Annotated in this window: 15 protein-coding genes; 13 read left to right on the top strand and 2 right to left on the bottom strand. The window is 63.6% G+C overall.

Annotation, left to right across the window (positions count from 1 at the left end):
- Nucleotides 1–129: 129 nt before the first annotated feature.
- Nucleotides 130–1,383: a tyrosine--tRNA ligase gene (gene tyrS, locus ACWGTO_RS17870; RefSeq protein ID WP_454576130.1), complete on the top strand. Its 1,254-nt coding sequence runs from the start codon at nt 130–132 to the stop codon at nt 1,381–1,383.
- A 115-nt stretch (nt 1,384–1,498) separates the two neighbouring features.
- Nucleotides 1,499–2,038, top strand: a complete 540-nt coding sequence (locus ACWGTO_RS17865; RefSeq protein WP_454576129.1) for a GNAT family N-acetyltransferase — start codon at nt 1,499–1,501, stop codon at nt 2,036–2,038.
- 32 nt (nt 2,039–2,070) lie between these two features.
- Here ACWGTO_RS17865 and ACWGTO_RS17860 read toward each other — a convergent pair whose 3' ends face one another.
- Nucleotides 2,071–5,457 (bottom strand): hypothetical protein, encoded by a 3,387-nt coding sequence (locus tag ACWGTO_RS17860; RefSeq protein WP_454576128.1) that lies wholly within the window; start codon nt 5,455–5,457, stop codon nt 2,071–2,073.
- A 184-nt stretch (nt 5,458–5,641) separates the two neighbouring features.
- On the opposite strand from ACWGTO_RS17860, the gene ACWGTO_RS17855 reads away from it, so the two are divergent.
- From ACWGTO_RS17855 to ACWGTO_RS17820, 8 genes are all read left to right on the top strand, one after another.
- A complete protein-coding gene (locus tag ACWGTO_RS17855) occupies nt 5,642–6,109 on the top strand; it encodes a peroxiredoxin (RefSeq protein ID WP_454576127.1) in 468 nt (155 codons plus the stop codon).
- A 123-nt stretch (nt 6,110–6,232) separates the two neighbouring features.
- Nucleotides 6,233–7,510, top strand: coding sequence for a peptidoglycan DD-metalloendopeptidase family protein (locus ACWGTO_RS17850; protein ID WP_454576126.1), 1,278 nt, complete (start codon nt 6,233–6,235; stop codon nt 7,508–7,510).
- Nucleotides 7,511–7,739: 229 nt separating this feature from the next.
- Nucleotides 7,740–9,176, top strand: coding sequence for an FAD-binding oxidoreductase (locus ACWGTO_RS17845; protein ID WP_454576125.1), 1,437 nt, complete (start codon nt 7,740–7,742; stop codon nt 9,174–9,176).
- Entirely contained in the window at nt 9,173–9,916 is a 744-nt protein-coding gene (locus ACWGTO_RS17840; RefSeq protein WP_454576124.1) for a FadR/GntR family transcriptional regulator, read from the top strand. The genes ACWGTO_RS17845 and ACWGTO_RS17840 overlap by 4 nt, the downstream gene beginning before the upstream one ends.
- A 2-nt stretch (nt 9,917–9,918) precedes the next feature.
- Nucleotides 9,919–10,356, top strand: coding sequence for a VOC family protein (locus tag ACWGTO_RS17835; RefSeq protein WP_454576123.1), 438 nt, complete (start codon nt 9,919–9,921; stop codon nt 10,354–10,356).
- Nucleotides 10,357–10,437: 81 nt separating this feature from the next.
- Entirely contained in the window at nt 10,438–11,466 is a 1,029-nt protein-coding gene (locus ACWGTO_RS17830) for an ABC transporter substrate-binding protein (protein ID WP_454576272.1), read from the top strand.
- Nucleotides 11,467–11,561: 95 nt separating this feature from the next.
- Entirely contained in the window at nt 11,562–12,335 is a 774-nt protein-coding gene (locus ACWGTO_RS17825) for an ABC transporter ATP-binding protein (protein ID WP_454576271.1), read from the top strand.
- A complete protein-coding gene (locus tag ACWGTO_RS17820; RefSeq protein ID WP_454576122.1) occupies nt 12,332–13,087 on the top strand; it encodes an ABC transporter permease in 756 nt (251 codons plus the stop codon). The genes ACWGTO_RS17825 and ACWGTO_RS17820 overlap by 4 nt, the downstream gene beginning before the upstream one ends.
- Before the next feature lie 102 nt (nt 13,088–13,189).
- Here ACWGTO_RS17820 and ACWGTO_RS17815 read toward each other — a convergent pair whose 3' ends face one another.
- On the bottom strand, nt 13,190–14,371 hold the full coding sequence (locus ACWGTO_RS17815; protein WP_454576121.1) for a M24 family metallopeptidase: 1,182 nt from the start codon (nt 14,369–14,371) through the stop codon (nt 13,190–13,192).
- A 211-nt stretch (nt 14,372–14,582) separates the two neighbouring features.
- On the opposite strand from ACWGTO_RS17815, the gene ACWGTO_RS17810 reads away from it, so the two are divergent.
- From ACWGTO_RS17810 to ACWGTO_RS17800, 3 genes are read left to right on the top strand one after another with little or no spacing between them, the layout of a single operon-like run.
- Nucleotides 14,583–15,749 carry an ROK family transcriptional regulator gene (locus tag ACWGTO_RS17810; RefSeq protein WP_454576120.1) on the top strand — a complete coding sequence of 389 codons (1,167 nt, stop codon included), beginning with the start codon at nt 14,583–14,585 and terminating at the stop codon, nt 15,747–15,749.
- On the top strand, nt 15,746–16,510 hold the full coding sequence (locus tag ACWGTO_RS17805; RefSeq protein WP_454576119.1) for an ATP-binding cassette domain-containing protein: 765 nt from the start codon (nt 15,746–15,748) through the stop codon (nt 16,508–16,510). Before ACWGTO_RS17810 ends, ACWGTO_RS17805 begins: the two co-directional genes overlap by 4 nt.
- Nucleotides 16,511–16,551: 41 nt before the next feature.
- On the top strand, nt 16,552–17,592 hold the full coding sequence (locus ACWGTO_RS17800; protein ID WP_454576118.1) for a sugar ABC transporter substrate-binding protein: 1,041 nt from the start codon (nt 16,552–16,554) through the stop codon (nt 17,590–17,592).
- Nucleotides 17,593–17,656 lie beyond the last annotated feature (64 nt).

Below are 17,656 nucleotides of genomic sequence, written 5' to 3'. Positions count from 1 at the left end.
CGACCCTTTGATTTGGCGCGCGATCGAACGCAAAACCGGAAACCACTTTTGCTGATCGCGCTTGGATGCTAAACGCCCGCGTTCATATCACGCCGGGCGGTTGGGGCCTGGCGCTTTCAGGAAGAAAAAATGTCCGCCTTCAAATCCGATTTCCTGCGCATCATGAGCGAGCGCGGTTTCATCCACCAGATCTCCGATGAGACCGGGCTGGACCAGCTTTTCGCCAAGGAAACGGTGAGCGCCTATATCGGCTTCGACGCCACCGCCAAAAGCCTGCATGCCGGCTCGCTGATCCAGATCATGATGCTGCATTGGCTGCAGCAGACCGGCCACCGGCCGATCGCGCTTATGGGCGGCGGCACCTCGATGATCGGCGACCCGTCCTTCAAGGACGAGGCACGCAAGCTGCTCACCCCGCAGGACATCGATAACAATCTCGTCGGCATCCGCCGCAATTTCGCGCCTTACCTGCAGTTCGGCAGCGGTCCGGGCGATGCGGTCATGGTCAACAACGCCGACTGGCTGATGCAGATCAACTACGTCAACTTCCTGCGCGATGTCGGCCGGCATTTCTCCGTCAACCGCATGCTGGCCTTCGATTCCGTGAAGCTCAGGCTCGACCGCGAGCAGTCGCTGTCCTTCCTCGAATTCAACTACATGATCCTGCAGGCCTACGACTTCGTCGAGCTCTACAAGCGCGTCGGCTGCCGGTTGCAGATGGGCGGCTCGGACCAGTGGGGCAACATTGTCAACGGCATCGACCTCGGGCACCGCATGGAGGGCGTGCAGCTCTTCGCCATGACGACGCCGCTGCTCACCACCTCGTCCGGCGCCAAGATGGGCAAATCCGCCTCGGGCGCGATCTGGCTCGATAGCGACATGCTCTCGCCTTACGAGTTCTGGCAGTACTGGCGCAACACCGAGGACGCCGATGTCGGCCGCTTCCTGAAACTCTACACGACGCTGCCTCTGGACGAGGTGGCGCGCCTGGCGAAGCTCGGCGGCTCGGAGATCAACGAGGCGAAGAAGATCCTCGCCACCGAGATCACCGCCATGCTGCATGGCCGCGGCGCGGCCGAGACTGCCAGCGAGACGGCGCGCAAGACGTTCGAGGAGGGCGTGACCGCCGAAACCCTGCCGACAGTCGAGGTGGACGGCGCGGCGCTGGAGACCGGCATCGGCATTCTGTCGCTGCTGGTCACCGCAGGCCTTGCCGGGTCCAACGGCGAGGCGCGCCGGCACATACAGGGTGGCGCCGTGCGCCTCAACGATCAGCCGGTTGCGGACGACCGGCGGATGGTGACGCCTCAGGATCTGAGTCCGGAAAACGTCGCAAAGCTGTCATTGGGCAAGAAAAAGCACGTTCTGGTGCGCCCGGCCTGACCGGACAACATCAGGCGGAAACATAAGGTCGGCCGTAACGACATTTGGCTGAAACACATCTCTTGCTACTTCCTGCCGCCGAAGCGCGACCGGATCGCGCGCAGGAGGCATCCTCATGGATCAGACGGCCGTTGTCATTCGTCGCGCGACGGAGCGGGACCACCAGGCAATTCGTGCCTTGGTGCGCTCCGAACGCCTGAACCCAACCGGCATCAATTGGCCAAACTTTATGGTAGCGGTAGCCAAGGACCGTGTCATTGGTGCGGTGCAGATCCGCAAACATACCGATGGCTCGCGCGAACTCGGCTCGCTCGTCGTCACCAAGGAAGCGCGAAGCCATGGGATCGCTTCGCGGCTGATCGATACGCTGCTTGCCGACGATCAGAAGCCCATTTGGCTGATCACGGCCGTGCCCAACGCCAACGCCTATTCACGATGGGGGTTTGAGCAAATCCAGGTACGGGAGGCCCCAGCGAAGATACGACGCAACCATCTGATGGGAAGCATGGCGCGCATCATCTCCTTCTTCAAGCGGCGACCGATGCAACAACTGGTGATCCTGGAACGTCGCCCGATAGACGGACGGATGACTGCGCGAAAATCCGCACCGGGCCTCAGGCGCGAACGCGGTCAGGGCGAACGTGCACCCGCCTAGAATCTAGTTCGGTCTTTCGGCGACTGTTCGTGCTAGCGATATTCGAAGATCGACCGGAAAATGCCCGGGGCGATCACCGATAGCGGGTTGATGTCCAGAACCGGCTTGTTGGCGTTGCCCTTGAGCCGGTAGGTGACGCCGATCAGGCCGCGGTCGCGGCCATTGCCGAGCAGAGCGCCGACCAGCGGCAATTCACCGAAGATGCGGTTGAGGCCATAGGCCGGCATGAACGTGCCGGTCATGTCCATATTGTTGTTCTGATCGTAGAGCGTGCCCTGGAAAGTGGTGCCGATGCGCGGGCCGCGCAGTACACCATTGGCCAGCTTCAGGTAACCGGGTCCCTTGTCGATCTCGGTAAAGCCGCGCTCGAATTTCACGCGCGAGGTGTCGATCTTGCCTTTGACCGCTTCGTTCAGGCTGCGGCTGTCGCCCACCGGCGTGGTGGAGACGATCGAGGCGAGCTTCGGTTCATTGACGATGAAGAAGTTGCTGGAATCGACCTGACCCCGCATCGGCCCGTCGGCCGCGCCGCTGAGCGCCAGCGTGATCGAGCCGCCTTCCATGTGTTCGTAGATGTTGAGGAAGCGCAATATGGCGCCAGCGTCTGCCGACTTCATGTTGAGCGCCCGTGCGCCGTTGCCCGCGGTGTTGCTGATGGTGATGGCAGCACCTGAACTTGCCGTCGCGCTGACCTTGAGCCCGTTCACCCTGGACCCGGCGGCGCTGTAGTCGAGCTTCAGATTGGACAGGACCTCGTCGTGGAACCCGGTCAGCGAATTGATATCGGCGCTGACCGAAACCGCATCCGTGCCGGTGGTCTTGGTGGCGGTGTCGACGTCGGAGGTGAACTGCTTGATCAGCGCGCGGGCATCGAGCGCATTGCCGCTGACGTCGACGGCAAAGCCCTTGCCCGACCGCTTCACCGTCACGGCAACGTCGTCGCCCCGGTTCAAAGCGACCTTGCTGAAGCGGGCCGAGGACAGCGCGCCCTTGACCAGGACGACATCGCCGTTGACCGAAAAACTCTTTCCATCGAGGTCGAAGTCGGACAGCGTTGTCGTATCGCCGGACTTGGCCATGGTGAAAGTGGCTTTGGCAGGGATGCCCGACCCCTTGCTCCAGCCGGCCCAGGGAATGTCGAGCCTGGCGCTGGTCAGGTCGACCGCGACGTTCTGGCTGCCGCCTTCACCGCTCTTGTCGATCGCCACCTTGATGGTGCCGGAAATCAGCGGCGACAGGCCGGGCATGGCGACGGCACGCGTCTTGTCGTCAAGCACAAGCGCCACTTTGCGGCTGCGCGGCGGTCCGTCATCCCTGAGCGGCTCGACCAGATCGAGCTCGGCCGGAATGCCGTTCAGCTTCGCGTCGGCCGAGATCACCGCCTTGTCGGGCCCGACCTCGATCGAGCCGTCGGCATCGGTCACTGTCTGGTCCTCAAAGGGCTTGGCGAGCGACAGGTTTTGATAGTCGAGCGACACCAGCCAATCGAGCTTCGAAGTGTCTACGCCAGACTGCAGCGGGATGTCGGCCTTGACGTGGCCGGTCACCGTGCCGGACAGGTCGTCAGGCGCAATGCCGACATGGCGCATGGCGTTGATCGGCTCATAGGAAGCGAGCTCGGCGATGGCCGGCGCTTCGCCGGCGACGTCGATTTCGAGCGCGCCGATCACCGGCGGGTGGTTCGCCGCCTTCACCGCCAGCGTGCCATTGCTTGCCGCCACGGTGCGGCCGCTCGGCATATAGACGCTGCCCGAGGACAGCGCGATGTCGACATCGTTGCCGTGGAAGGAGACCACGCCAATGGCATCGCGGATCGGCGGGATGCGCCCGGCGGTGTCGAAGCGCGAGCCCTCGACCTGGAACCTGCCGAAGACCTCGTCAGCCGAAAGCGGCACGCCGTTGCCGAGCCGCCCCGGCGCGACCTGGAACTGCAGGTTGGCGTCGACGACGCGGCCGCCAAACAGGTTCCGCAACACCCACAGCCGGGCATTCTTGGCTGAAAACCAGGGCCACAATTGCTTGACATGCGAGACCGGCATGTCGTGGACATTGAGCGACAGCGAAATGCCCGGCGGCCCGTTGTCGATGAAGGCAAGTGCGGCTGTGCCCAGCACCTCGCTGCCCGATCCCGACCTGACGCCGATCTGCTCGGCGACGAGCTTGCGGCTTTTGACCTGATAGACGCCGGCGATGCGGGCGAAGAAATTCAGCGCCGGCTCGGGCGATTCCGCCGGCGCCATCGTCGAGCCGTCGCTGGTGAGGTCGTAGCGGTAAGAAGGCTCCTCACCGGCCGCACCGGTCGGCGGCTTTGGCCCGATCGAGCCGGCGAAATTGAAAGTTGAGCGCCCGGTCTTCAAAACCAGCCTGCCGACATCGATCTTGTTGGAGCCGGAGACAAGCGTGGCGTCGACATCGACATCGGCCGGCAACAGCCCGCGTGTGCCGAGGTCGAGCACCGAGCCGGTTAGCGACAATGAGGCCGTCAGTCGGGAATCGCTCTCGCCCGAGCCTTCTGTCCCCGTCAGCCTCAAAGCGATCGCGCCGGTTTTCCCACCGGCCTCTGGCGTTGTCTCTGGGATGGCCGCCATGTCGATGGCCGCATTCAACGCAGTGACCCGCAGGGAGGTCGTATCGCGGGTAGCGGTGGCGGTGACCGTGAGTGCCCGGCCATCGATATCCGCGTTGGACGAGAACTCCATCCTGCCCGGGCCCGACTGCAGCACGGTGGCATTGGCAATGTTGACCAGCTTGACCGAGCCAGCCTCGGGCAGTTCGAACTGGACATTTTTGAGGTCGATGCGGCGCATCGAATCCTCGCGCACGGCATCGAGCGCATGGTTGACGTGGCCGAAGACAGCGGCGGCCAGCTTTTCCGGATCGATGAGGCCGTCTTGATTGCGCAGCGCGGCCGTCCAGTCGCCGCCCGACGGCATTGCCGCGGTGACAATATGGGCATCGGAAATCCTGGCGCTGGTCAGCCGCACCTCGCCCGAAAACAACGGGATCAGCCGGATGCCGAAACGGACGCGCCCGGCATCGGCCATTGGCTTGCCGTCGGCGGTCTTGACGCTGACGTCCTTGACCTGCAGCGCAATGAAGCTCGACCCGTCCAGTGTCAGGCGGGCCGGGCCGACGGCGACATTGACGTCGAAACCGGCGAGTTTCTCGATCGCCGTTTCGGCTTCCGCCCGCAGCCGCTCGCTGCCGATGCCGGTGGCGCCGATGACATAGACGACGGCGGCGGCCAGCAGCACCAGGGCCGCGACGCCGGCAAACAGGCGGGCAAGGATGCGAAAGCCGCGGCCGATGCGTGCCTTGCCCAGCGGCGGCACGCGGCAGGCAGACGGGAAAGTCCCCAGGTCGGTGATCTCGTCACGCCTGAACCGGATTTTCTCGTGCTGCGGTTCTTCCTGATCCACGCAATTTTCCGTTGTACGAATTCGATCGTGGACGAGTCCCCGCTCGACACTATAACGATGCAGCCTAGAGCATGATGCCGAAAAGTGTGATGCGGTTTTCTCGGACAAACGGTTTCCGTTTGTCCAGGCATCATGCTCTATCTCTTTGATTCAGGGCCGCGTAACCTCAAACAAGGGCATCGATATGGCTGATCTCGACATTGGCGACGCTGCTCCGCAATTCGACCTTCCGCGCGATGGCGGCGGCTCGCTCAGCCTTGCCGCGTTGCGCGGAAAACCCGTCGTACTTTACTTCTATCCGCAGGACGACACCACAAGTTGCACCAACGAGGCGATCAGCTTTTCGCAGCTGAAGCCGGAGTTCGAGAAGGCCGGCGCCGTCGTGATCGGCCTGTCGCCGGACAGCGTCAAAAAACACGACAAGTTCAAAACCAAATACGATCTCACGGTCGACCTGGTTGCTGACGAGGAGCGCAAGGTGATCGAGGCCTACAGTCTGTGGGTCGAGAAAACGATGTATGGCCGCAACTATATGGGCGTCGAACGGGCAACGTTCCTGATCGGCAAGGACGGCCGGATTGCCGGCATCTGGCGCAAGGTCCGCGTGAAGGGCCACGCCGAAGCGGTGCTGGAGGCGGTGCGCGCGCTCTGATGCACCGCGATCTCGCCGCTCGTCTTACGCAATCCCTGCCGGCCCGACGCCCACGGCAAAACTTTGTTAACCCTAATAATGTGTAATCGGGCTTCGTTGGTGTCGTAACGAAAGCTTGGTCCCGTGAACCCAACCGGTCAGTCAGCGGTCTTCGGCAGGCGCAAGGAGCCCCACACCGTCATCATTGCGCGGGGCAATGAAATACGACATTTCACCATCCGTCCGTGGCTTGTCGCGTTTCTCGGCTCGGCACTGGCGGCAATCGCCATCGGCTACCTGATGGCGACCTCCTATCTGGTGCTGCGCGACGATCTGATCGGCGCCACCACGGCCAGACAGGCGCGCATGCAGCAGGCCTATGAGGATCGCATCTCGGCATTGCGAGCGCAGGTCGACCGGATCACCAGCCGCCAGCTTCTCGATCAGAAACTGATGGAAACCAAGGTCAGCGAATTGCTCGAGCGACAGAGCCAGCTCAGCCAGCGCCATGGCCGCCTCGGCCCGATTCTGGAACGGGCCGAAAATGAAGTCGGGACGCCGCCCGCCGCGGATGTGGCGGCAAAGCCCGACGAGCATGCCGAACTGACCGGCGGCGAGCCTCTGGCCTATTCGGTCGCCAGCCTCGGCTCAGGCGACACCAGGCCGTTCTCGCTGTGGTCGACCCGCTCCGATCCGCAGCCCAGCGAAACGGCGGCCGACCGTGCCGACAAACTGTTCGTCTCGATCAACGAATCGCTGAAGAATATCGAGACACAGCAGCTCACCCGCATCGCCACGCTTGCCGACAATGCCTACAAGAACGCCGATGCCATCACCCAGGCGCTTGAGGCGGCCGGCCTGCCGGTCGACAGCGATTTCGGCAAAAACGAAAGCGATGTCGGCGGGCCGCTGATCCCGCTGGACTCCTCGATGATGTTCGACAGCAAGGTCAAGGAACTCGACGAGGCGCTGGATACGCTCGACCAGTTGAAGAAAGAGGCACGGCGCCTGCCCCTCGCCAATCCCGCGCCCGGCCACTCCGTCACCAGCCCGTTCGGCGTGCGCACCGACCCCATTCTCGGCACCGCCGCCCTGCATTCGGGCATGGATTTCCGCGCGCCGGTCGGCATGGCGGCCAAGGTCACGGCTGCGGGTGTTGTCACCAAAGCCGGCTGGAACGGCGGCTATGGCCGCATGGTCGAGGTCGACCACGGCAACGGCTTTGCCACCCGCTATGGGCATTTGAGCGAAATCGATGTGGCCGTCGGCCAGAAGCTCGCGGCCGGAGAGATCGTCGGCAAGACCGGCAGCAGCGGCCGCTCGACAGGTCCGCATCTGCACTACGAAGTCCGCCACAATGGCGAAGCCATCGACCCGCTGCGCTTCCTGACGGTCGGCAAGAAGGTCGAGCAGTATCTGTAGGTTGGCACCCTATTCTCACCTGAAACGTTCCCGTCCCGACTGATTCCTGCGACCCGGCTTATCCCTGCGCCAGACGGACCACCCGTGGTGAATGCACACACGAGCGTAACGCGCCCGCAACCACTCCCCTCTGAACTGCCCACCGCTCGCGGCAGAGCCTCATTGATTCTCATATAGTTGTAGGATGATATGTATCACCCTATAGCCCTACCTCGTTTGACGGCCACTAATGACTATCCACGCCCTTTCGCCAGACATTCTCAGCGCTCTGCAAGGTGCTGTCGGAACGAATGGCGTCACCGTCGATGCCGCCGGCATGGCGAAATATCTCGGCGACTGGTCGGGCGATCATCATGGCGCAGCGCTTGCCGTGCTGAGGCCGGCTTCGGTGACCGAGGTTCAGGCGGTGGTGCGGCTGTGCGCCTCGCTGGGACTCGGCATCATCCCGCAAGGCGGCAATACCGGCCTGGTGGCCGGCGCGATCGACATCGACACCGCGAACTCCGTGGTCGTCAGCCTCGAGCGGCTGAACACCATCCGTCGGATCGACACCGACAATTTCGTGCTGCAGGCCGATGCCGGCTGCATTCTGCAAACCATCAAGGATGCAGCCGACGCGCAGGATTGCCTGTTCCCTCTGGCGCTCGGCGCGCAAGGCAGCTGCCAGATCGGCGGCAATGCGGCGAGCAACGCCGGCGGCATCAATGTGCTGCGCTATGGCATGGCGCGCGACCTCATGCTCGGCCTCGAAGTGGTGCTGCCGGACGGCGAGTTGTGGAACGGCTTTTCCGGCCTGCGCAAGAACAACACCGGCTATGATCTGAAGCAGATCTTCATCGGCTCGGAAGGCACGCTCGGCATCATCACCGGCGTCGAACTAAAGCTGTTTCCAAAACCCGTGCGGACCGAGACGGCCTATATCGGCGTTGCCTCGTTTGAGGCGGCGATTGCGCTGTTTCGGCAGGCGCGCCGCGCCTCGGCCGATCTGATGTCGGCCTTCGAGATCATCGGGTCGGAATGCATGGCATTGGCCCGTCTGATCGACGCCAACACGGTGTCGCCGGTCGAGGCTCCCGTGCATGTGCTGATCGAACTATCGGCCAGCGCGGCGATCGACCTGCGCACCCATCTGGTCGATTTCCTCGCCGAGGCCATCGGGAGCGGCCAGGTCATCGATGCCGTGCTTGCCGAAAGCAGCGCGCAAGCAAAATCCTTCTGGGCCATCCGCGAAGGGCTGGTTGAGGGCCAGGCCAAGCGCGGCTACCATGTACGCACCGATCTTTCGGTGCGGATTTCGGACATCCCTGCCCTCATCGATCGGGCGCGCCGCTTTGTCGCGCAGGAGTATCAAGGATGGCTGCCGCTGGCCTATGGCCACGCCGGTGATGGCAACATTCATTTCAACGTGTTGCCGCCGCAAGGGCTCGACGAGCGCGAGCACCGCACCCGGGGCACAGAGATCACCGCCGGGCTCTACCGGATTGCCAATTCGCTCGGCGGCTCGATCAGCGCCGAGCATGGCATCGGCCGCACCCGCCACCGCACCTTCATGGCAGGTCTGGCGCCTGCCCATCGCCGGCTCATCGGCACGTTGAAGAATGCCCTCGACCCGCAGGGCCTGATGAACCCCGGCTGCCTTCTGCCGGCAACGGAGACCGCTCCATGAAGCAAAGATTGGCCGCCATCGGCACTGTCGAAACGCTGCCGCACCGTGTCGCGACCTTCCTCGGCCGCGAGATCGAATCGGGCGATCTCAGCCCTGGCACGCGGCTGCCGACGGAACAGGAGCTGTCCGAAAAATTCGGCGTCAGCCGCAATGTGGTGCGCGAGGCGATCGCGCAGCTGCGGGCCGACGGCATGATCGAGGCGCGGCAGGGCATCGGCGCCTTCGTGCTGGCGCCGGAGCAGCGGGCCTCGATCCGCATCGACGGCGAGGCGCTCCGGGAAGGCCAGAACATGGAGCGGCTGTTCGAGTTGCGCTGCATCCTCGAAGCCGAGTCCGCCGCGCTTGCCGCCGTACGGCGCGACCAGGACCATCTCGACGCCATCAAGGCCGCACTCGACCGCATGAGCGGCGAGGAGCGCTGGGAGGAAGGCAGCATCGACGCCGATCTCCTATTCCACCGCGAGATCGCGCGCGCCACCGGCAACAGCTACATCCACACCTTCATCTCCTTCGTCTGCGAGCAGATCCGCCGCTCGATCTATTACGCGCGGCAGACCAACCCGCTGCACGATCTGGTTGAGATCAATGTCGGCGAGCATGTGCGCATCTACGAGGCGCTGGTCGCCGGCGATGCCGCAGCCGCAGAGGCGGCGATGCGCGCCCACATCATCGGCGCGGCCGAGCGCGTCGGCGTCAAGCTGCCGGCGGCGCGGCGCATGCCGGCCAGCAAAGGAATATAACCATGCCGCTCGGTGGCGCCTACGCGATTTCGGATGTCTGCCTGCTGGTCAAGGACATCGGACGGACCATCGATTTCTATGTCGACAAACTCGGCTTCCGGCTGCGCCGCCGCGCCGAAGGCTTTGCCGATTTCCATGGCGAGGGCGTGACGCTGGCAGCGTGGGAGATCGATCACATCAACCAGCATACCGGTGTGTCGAAGCTCAGATCGCCACGCCATGCGCACAAGGTCTGCGTGGCAGTAAGGCTCGACAAGCCGGCTGACATCGACCGTCTGCATGGCGAGCTCAGCGCCAGGGGCGTGCCGTTCTACGGGCCGCCGGATAACTATGTCTGGAACGCGCGTTGCGCCTATTTCACCGACCCGGACGACACACTCTGGGAATTATACGCCTGGCTCGACGGCGGCCCCGGCGACTACCACGACGAACAGCCGTAGACGACCCGCGCCGTCGGGAGCGGCGCGCAATGAACAGAGAAACTCTTGCAACAGGAGCGAACAATGAGTGGGAATTTCGATATGAACCGCCGCAGCTTTGTGAAATCCGGCATCGCCGCCGTGGCAGCTGCATCCACTGGCATGCAGTTGGTGCTGACGCCGGGCGCCAAGGCAGCCGGCAAGGTCGTCATCCAATATGACTGGCTGATGTCGAACGGCCAGATCGGCGACATTGCCGCTGTCGCCAATGGCTACTTCAAGGATGCCGGCCTCGAGGTGGAGTTCAGCCCCGGCGGGCCGAATTCCGCCACCGTGCCGCCGGTCGTCTCGGGTTCGGCGCAGCTCGGCCAGTTCTCCGAGACACCGCAGCTTTATGCGGCGCGGGCCAGCGGCGTGCCGGTGAAAATCATTGCCTGCGGTTTCCGCACCGGCCCCTATGCCTTCACCTCCAAGCCGGCCAAGCCGATCCGAAGCGCAGCCGACCTCAAGGGCAAGAAGATCGGCATCCAGCCGACGGCGCGTTTCGTCATCGACGAAATCCTGTCGAAGAACGGCATCGATCCAGCAGATGTCACCGTCGTCAATGTCGGTTTCGACAAGGCGCCGCTGGTGCGTGGCGACGTCGACGCCATTGGCGGTTGGATCACCAATACGCAGGCGTTGAGCGTCGTCGGCGACGACCGCATCGACCTTCTGGTGCGCGATCTCGGGCTGAATTCCTATGCCGATGTCTATTTCGCCACCGATGCGGCGATCGAGAAGGATGCGGACACGCTGGCAAAATTCATCGGCGCTGTCGGCAAGGGCTGGGGTTGGGTGCATGCCAACCCGCAGGAAGCAGTGAAGAAAATGGTCGCCGCCTACCCCGAAATGGACCAGGGCTGGGAAGAAAAGACCGTCAATCTGATCCTGAAACTGTCCTTCGACGGCGCAACGGCCAAGGACGGCTGGGGAACCTTCGACCCGGCGTCGATCGAAGAGCAGCTGGCGCTGCTCGACAAGGTCGGCCAGTACCCCAATGGACGGCCGGCCGCGGCTGACGTCTACACGACGAAAATCCTCGAACTGTCGGCCGCCGACCGGCCGAAGCTCGACGCGCCCGCCGCCTAGAGCATGATCCCAAAAAGTGGGAACCGGTTTTTGGAAAAGATCATGCTCCAGCAAAAAGTTAGATCAACATGACGATCAAACGTCATGCTGATCTGATGGCGAACGCGATCGAGGCAAACAGGCTCGATGTCGGCTATGGCGGCCGGCATCAGGCCGTCAAGGTGCTTGCGGGCCTCGACCTCACCGTCGCGGCCGGCTCGTTCCTGTCGATCCTTGGACCGTCGGGCTGCGGCAAGTCGACCTTGCTCCGGGTGGTGGCCGATCTGCTGGACCCGCTCGGCGGTACGATCAGCGTGCTCGGTGACACGCCGCATGCGGTGCGCTCGCGCCGCGATGTCGGTTTCGTCTTCCAGGATTCGACGCTGCTGCCCTGGCGTACGGTGCGCGACAATGTGCGGCTGCCGCTCGGCGTCGGGCAAGGCAGCCTGACGCGCCAGATCGAAGACCGCTCGGAAGAATTGCTGGAACTGATGGGGCTTGGCGGTTTTGGCGAGCGACTGCCGCACCAGCTTTCCGGCGGCCAGCGGCAGCGCGTGGCGATCGCCCGCGCGCTGCTCGGACAGCCGAAGCTGCTGTTGATGGACGAGCCGTTCGGCGCCCTGGACGAAATCACCCGCGACCGCCTCAATGACGAGCTTCTGGCGCTGTGGCGACGCACCGGCACCACCATCCTGTTCGTCACCCATTCCATCGCCGAGGCCGCCTATCTCGGCGAGCGCGTGATCGTGCTCGCCGCCAACCCGGGACGGCTGGTCAAGGATCTCGACATGCGGCCGTTCAAGCAGGACAGCAACCGCTGCAAGCGCGAGGACCCGGCAATCGTGGCCGCCATGGCGGAACTGCGTATTGCGCTGGAGCAGGCTTCATGAGACAGGCGCCCTTGCCGCCAATGCTCGCGATCGCGTTGCCCATTCTGGGCGCGGCCTCGATCGTGGTGACCTGGCAGTTCCTGCTTCCATGGCTCGGCGTGCCGGCCTATATCGTGCCGACGCCGACCGCGATTTTTGGCGTGTTCCAGAAAAGCTTCTCGCTGCTGCTCGGCAATCTCTGGCCGACGCTGATCGAGGCGCTGTCGGGCTTCGTCATCGGCAATCTTGCCGGCGTGCTTCTGGCGGTGCTGTTCGTGCACAACCGCGTGCTGCAGGCTGCCTATTTCCCGATCGTGCTGTTCTTCAACACCATTCCGATCCTGGCGCTGTCGCCGATCATCATGCTGATCTTCGGGCTGGGCATGACGCCGAAGATCGTCATTGCCGCCGTGATCTGTTTCTTCCCGACGCTGGTCAACATGATCCGCGGCCTGGATTCGGCCAACAGCAACGAGCACGAGCTGTTTCGCGTGCTGTCGGCGACGCGCTGGGAGGTGTTCTGGAGCCTGCGCCTGCCGCGCGCGCTGCCGATGCTGTTCTCTTCGCTGCGCATCGCCTCGGCCACCGCCGTCATCGGCGCCATTGTCGGCGAATGGATCGGCTCCGACAAAGGGCTCGGCGCGCTGATCATCCAGGCGAGCTTCAACTACCAGTCGGACCGGCTCTATGCGGCGATCGTGCTGTCGTCGGGCCTGTCGATCGCCCTGTTCTGCGTCGTGGTGCTGATCGAACGGCGGATCATCAAGTACTGAGCGTTTCGAAGCTCGGGATGGCGGGGCTGATGGCGGCGGATCTCGATTATCCGGTTGAGAGTGCCGGCACCAATATCGGTCGCGGCAGTCACGGCTGACCAGTCAGGATTTGACATGGATGTCTCGCGGGAATTTCGTCAGCGTCTCGTTGCCGGTCTCGGTCACCAGGATGGTCTCGCTGACCTCGATGCCCCAGCCGTCCATCCACATGCCGAGAATGGAATGGACGACATTGCCTGATAGCAGCACCGTCTTGTCGCCGGGTCTCAGGCTAATCGTATGCTCGCCCCAATCCGGCGGATAGGCGACGCCGATGGAATAGCCGATGCGCGATTCCTTCTTCAGCCCATAGCGCTGGATGACCTTGCGCCAGGCGGCTTCGACCGCTTCGGCAGTGGTGCCTGGCCGGACCGCATCGAGCACCGCATCCATGCCTTCGATGACCGCCTTTGCGGTGTCGGCGACACGCGTCGGCGTCTTGCCGAGCTGCATGGTCCTGGCGAGGCCGGCGGCATAGCGGCGGCAGACGCCGGCGAGTTCGAGCGCGATCGTCTCGTCCTTGCCGAAGCGGCGGTCGCTCCACATGATGTGTGGCGCGGACGCGTTTTCACCGCCAAGGATTGTCGGCGGCAGCGCCGTGATATCGCCGGCAAAGTCCGGGCTGCCGGCGATCTGCGCCGCCTGGATGGCGGCGATCGCATCGCATTCGCGCACCCCAGGCGCGATGACTTCGAAGGCCCGTGCGACAGCCGCTTCTGCCAAGGTCGACGCCTTGCGCAGATAGGCGATCTCGGGCGCAGATTTGACCGCACGGATCCAGTTCACCAACAGATCGGCATCGTGCCATCTCGCATTGGGCAGGCCGGTGACGAGCCGCGCATGGGCCTTCGGCGAGAAATAGTACGCTTCAAGCTCGATGCCGATATGTCGGGCACCCCAGCCCTTGGCGACGATCCAGGCCGCGATCCAGTCCATCGGATGACGGTCCGCACGCTGGACATGGTCTTCCGGGAAGCCGACGACATTCTCCGGCTTCATCCAGGCGGTCAGCAGACCGCCGGCGGCGTCCATGGCGCGGCCGATCCAGACCGGCTCGGCCTCCTGCTCAATCGCAACCAGCACCATCTGCGGCGTGTAGAACGACCAGCCGTCATAGCCGGTGATGTAGTGCTGGTTGGCGACGTCGTTGACGACAAGCAGTTCGAGCCCACGCTTGCCCATCTCGGCGCGAATTTTCTTGAGCCGCTGCTGGTACTCGTCGCGCGCAAAAGGCAGTTCGATCATCGTTTTTCCCTGCTGAACTGTCGGCCGGGCGAGCCTCGCGCCCGCCTGATGTCATGCACCATTGCGGTGGTTTCAGCTCGACCGCAATCGGCCAGCGCGGCGCATGGGACAGGTCCTGCACCGCGGTCCGGAACCGTCACAAATTATTTTTGAATTCCATTTGACTGAATAAATTGCCTATGCAAGTCTCACCTCTCCCAGGGAGAGGGAAATGGCACTGCGAGGGACCAATCAGGAGTTCGGGCGGCCTTACAATCGGCGCATCGTGCTGGAGTCCATCCGTCTGCACGGGCCTATTGCCCGCGGCGACATTGCCAGCCGCGTCGGCCTCACCGTCCAGACCGTGTCGACCATCGTTCGCGAGTTGGAAGAACACGGCTATGTGCTGTCGCTGCGCGAAGAGCCGCGCGGGCGCGGCCTGCCACCGGCGACGCTCCGGATCAATCCTGAAGGCGGCTATGCCGTCGGGATCCACCTCACCCCGCTCGGCATCGACGCTGCGCTGATCAATCTTAGCGGCGACGTCATCGAGAGCACGCACCGCGAGGCGCCGCACGCGACGCCCGACCATGCCTTCGAGCTGATCGGCGCCATCGTGCCGGAATTGACCGCGTTGCGTCCCGGCGGCCGCGTGCTCGGCATCGGCATGGCGCTGCCTGGGCCGTTCGGCGTGGAATCGATGAGTTTTGTTGGCCCCACGACCATGGCCGGCTGGAAGGATGTGGCGCTGCCGGAACGGCTGACGGCATCGACCGGGCTGCCGGCCTTCTTCGAAACCGACATGGCGGCGGCCGCCATGGGCGAGCGCCTCTATGGTCTCGGCGCCGGCTATTCCGAATATTACTACCTCTATTTCGGCGTCGGCCTTGGCGGCGTCATCGTCCATGACGGCGCAGTGATGCGCGGTGCATGGGGCAATGCAGGCGAAATCGGACACATCCCAGCTGTCCCCGGCGGCGAACTCTGTCCCTGCGGCAATCATGGTTGCCTCGAACGCTATCTTTCACTTGAAGCGCTGCGCCGCCGCAACATCGGCGAAGCGGCCTGGGTGGCCGAAGTCGCGCCGATCTTCCGCAACGCCATCGTCACCATCGAGAATATGTTCGACCCCGAAACCGTCGTCCTCGGCGGGCTCGCCCCTACCGACCTCCTTGAAAGACTGGTCGGCGCGGCGGCGCAGCTTCCCAATTCGATCTCGGCGCGGCGCGACCGCAAGACCCCGCGCGTGATGGTAGCAACCGGTGGCCAGCATTCGGTGCTGCGCGGTGCCGCCGCATTGGCCGTGTCCGGTGTGCTGTCGCCGCGCTTCGGCCAGATGTTCATCGCCGAGCGCGAGCGCCGGTCAGATCTCATGCAGAGCAAAGGAGTGGCGGCATGACCGAACCGCTGCTGGTACTCGAAAACGTCACCAAGAATTACGGCGCCATCCAGGCGTTGCGCGGCATCAGCTTCTCGATCGGCAAGGGCGAGGTCGTGGCGCTGCTCGGAGACAATGGCGCCGGCAAGTCGACGCTGGTCAAGATCATTGCCGGCGGCCTCGAGCCGAGCTCGGGCCGCATGCTGTTCGAGGGCAAGGAGTTTCTGGCGAAATCGCCGGCCGAGGCCAAGGCGGCGGGGATCGAGACCGTCTACCAGGACCTGTCGCTGTGCACCAATGTCGACGTCGTCGCCAATTTCTTCATGGGCCGCGAGATCACCAGGAAAGTGCTCGGCATTCCGATCCTCGATGAGCGCGCCATGGAAGCCGTCGTCGGCAAGGCGCTGGCAAGCGCGGGCACCCGCATCCCGTCGCTGCGCACCAATGTCGAGCACCTCTCGGGCGGCCAGCGCCAGGCGATCGAGCTCAACCGCTTCGTGCATTGGGGCGGCAAGCTCGTCCTGCTCGACGAGCCGTTCGCGGCCCTTGGCGTCGAGCAGACCAGGCGTGGTCTCGATATGATCCGCCAGGTCGCCAACCAGGGCATTGGCGTCGTCATCATCACCCACATCATGCAACAGGCTTTTCAGGTCGCCGACAGGATCGTGGTGATCCGCCACGGCGTCGTGGCCGGCGATGTCGCGCGCAACAAAACAAGTCCCGATGCGGTGATCAACATGATCACCGGTGAGACGCTTGCCGGTGCCGGACCGGCAAGTTGAGGGACAAAAGAGGGGTCCGGTATAAAAGAGGAGCGAACGACATGAAGCGAATACTAGTTCTTGTCTTCGGTATCCTGGCACTGGCCTTTGCCTCGCTCGCGCCGGCATGGGCCCAGACCAAGGGCACCGTCTATTATATGGTCCCTACCCTGCTCGATGAATTCCAGACCGGCTCGGTGAGCGCGCTGGAGCTGTTCCTCAAGCAGGTCGGCTATGAGGTGAAGACACTCAACGCCGACAACAAGACCGATGCGCAGCAATCGCAGATGAACGACGTCATTGCGCTGAAGCCTGCGGCGATCATCCTGGCCGCCGTCGATTTCAACGCGCTGAAGCCGTCCATCGAAGCCGCTCGCGCCGCCGGCATTCCGGTGGTGGAGTTCGACCGCCAGATCACCTCGACCCCGTCGGACTTCACCTCGGTGGCAGGCACCGTCGAGATCGGCTACGTCGCCGCCGACCAGGCTGAAAAGCTTCTGAAAGCCAAGAACGGTTCGGTGAAGGGCAAGGTGCTGCAGGTGCTGGGCGATCCCGGCGACCCCTACACGCTCGACATCCAGAAGGGTTTCGAGGAGAAGATGAAGGCGTTTCCGGACGTCAAGATCATCTCGCTGCCGGCCATGCAATGGGCGGCGGATGCAGCCGGGACCATCGTCAACGACCAGATACTTGCGAACCCCGACATCGACCTGATCTTCAGCCATGCAGCGCACCTCTCGGTTGCCGCCGTCGCCTCGCTCGAGGCCGCCGGCAAGAAGCCGGGCGACGTCATGCTGATGAGCTCGAACGGCGCTCCGGTCGGTCTCGACCTGATCCGCAAGGGCTGGCTCAACGTCGAAGTCGAGCAACCGCTCTACGCGCAAGCCGCGGCCGTCGCCATGTTCATGGACAAGGTCGTCAAGAAGGAAGAAATCAAGCCCGGCGAGTATGACGTGCTCGGCTTGAAGTCGACCGTGACCAAGGAAGCCTGGGGCCCCAACATCAAGATCCCCGGCGCGGCCATCACCAAGGAAAACGTCGACAATCCGGCCTTCTGGGGCAACCAGAAGCCGCCGACGGACACGATCAAGTCTGTCGAATAGTCGCTTGGCGAAGCGCTCCGGGCCATTGCGGCCCGGAGCCTGACCTTCACAACGCCGCGTCCGA

Source organism: Mesorhizobium sp. PL10 (genome assembly GCF_053714315.1).
Note: the sequence above shows the minus strand (reverse complement) of the source record. Positions and strands in the feature narration are given on the sequence as shown.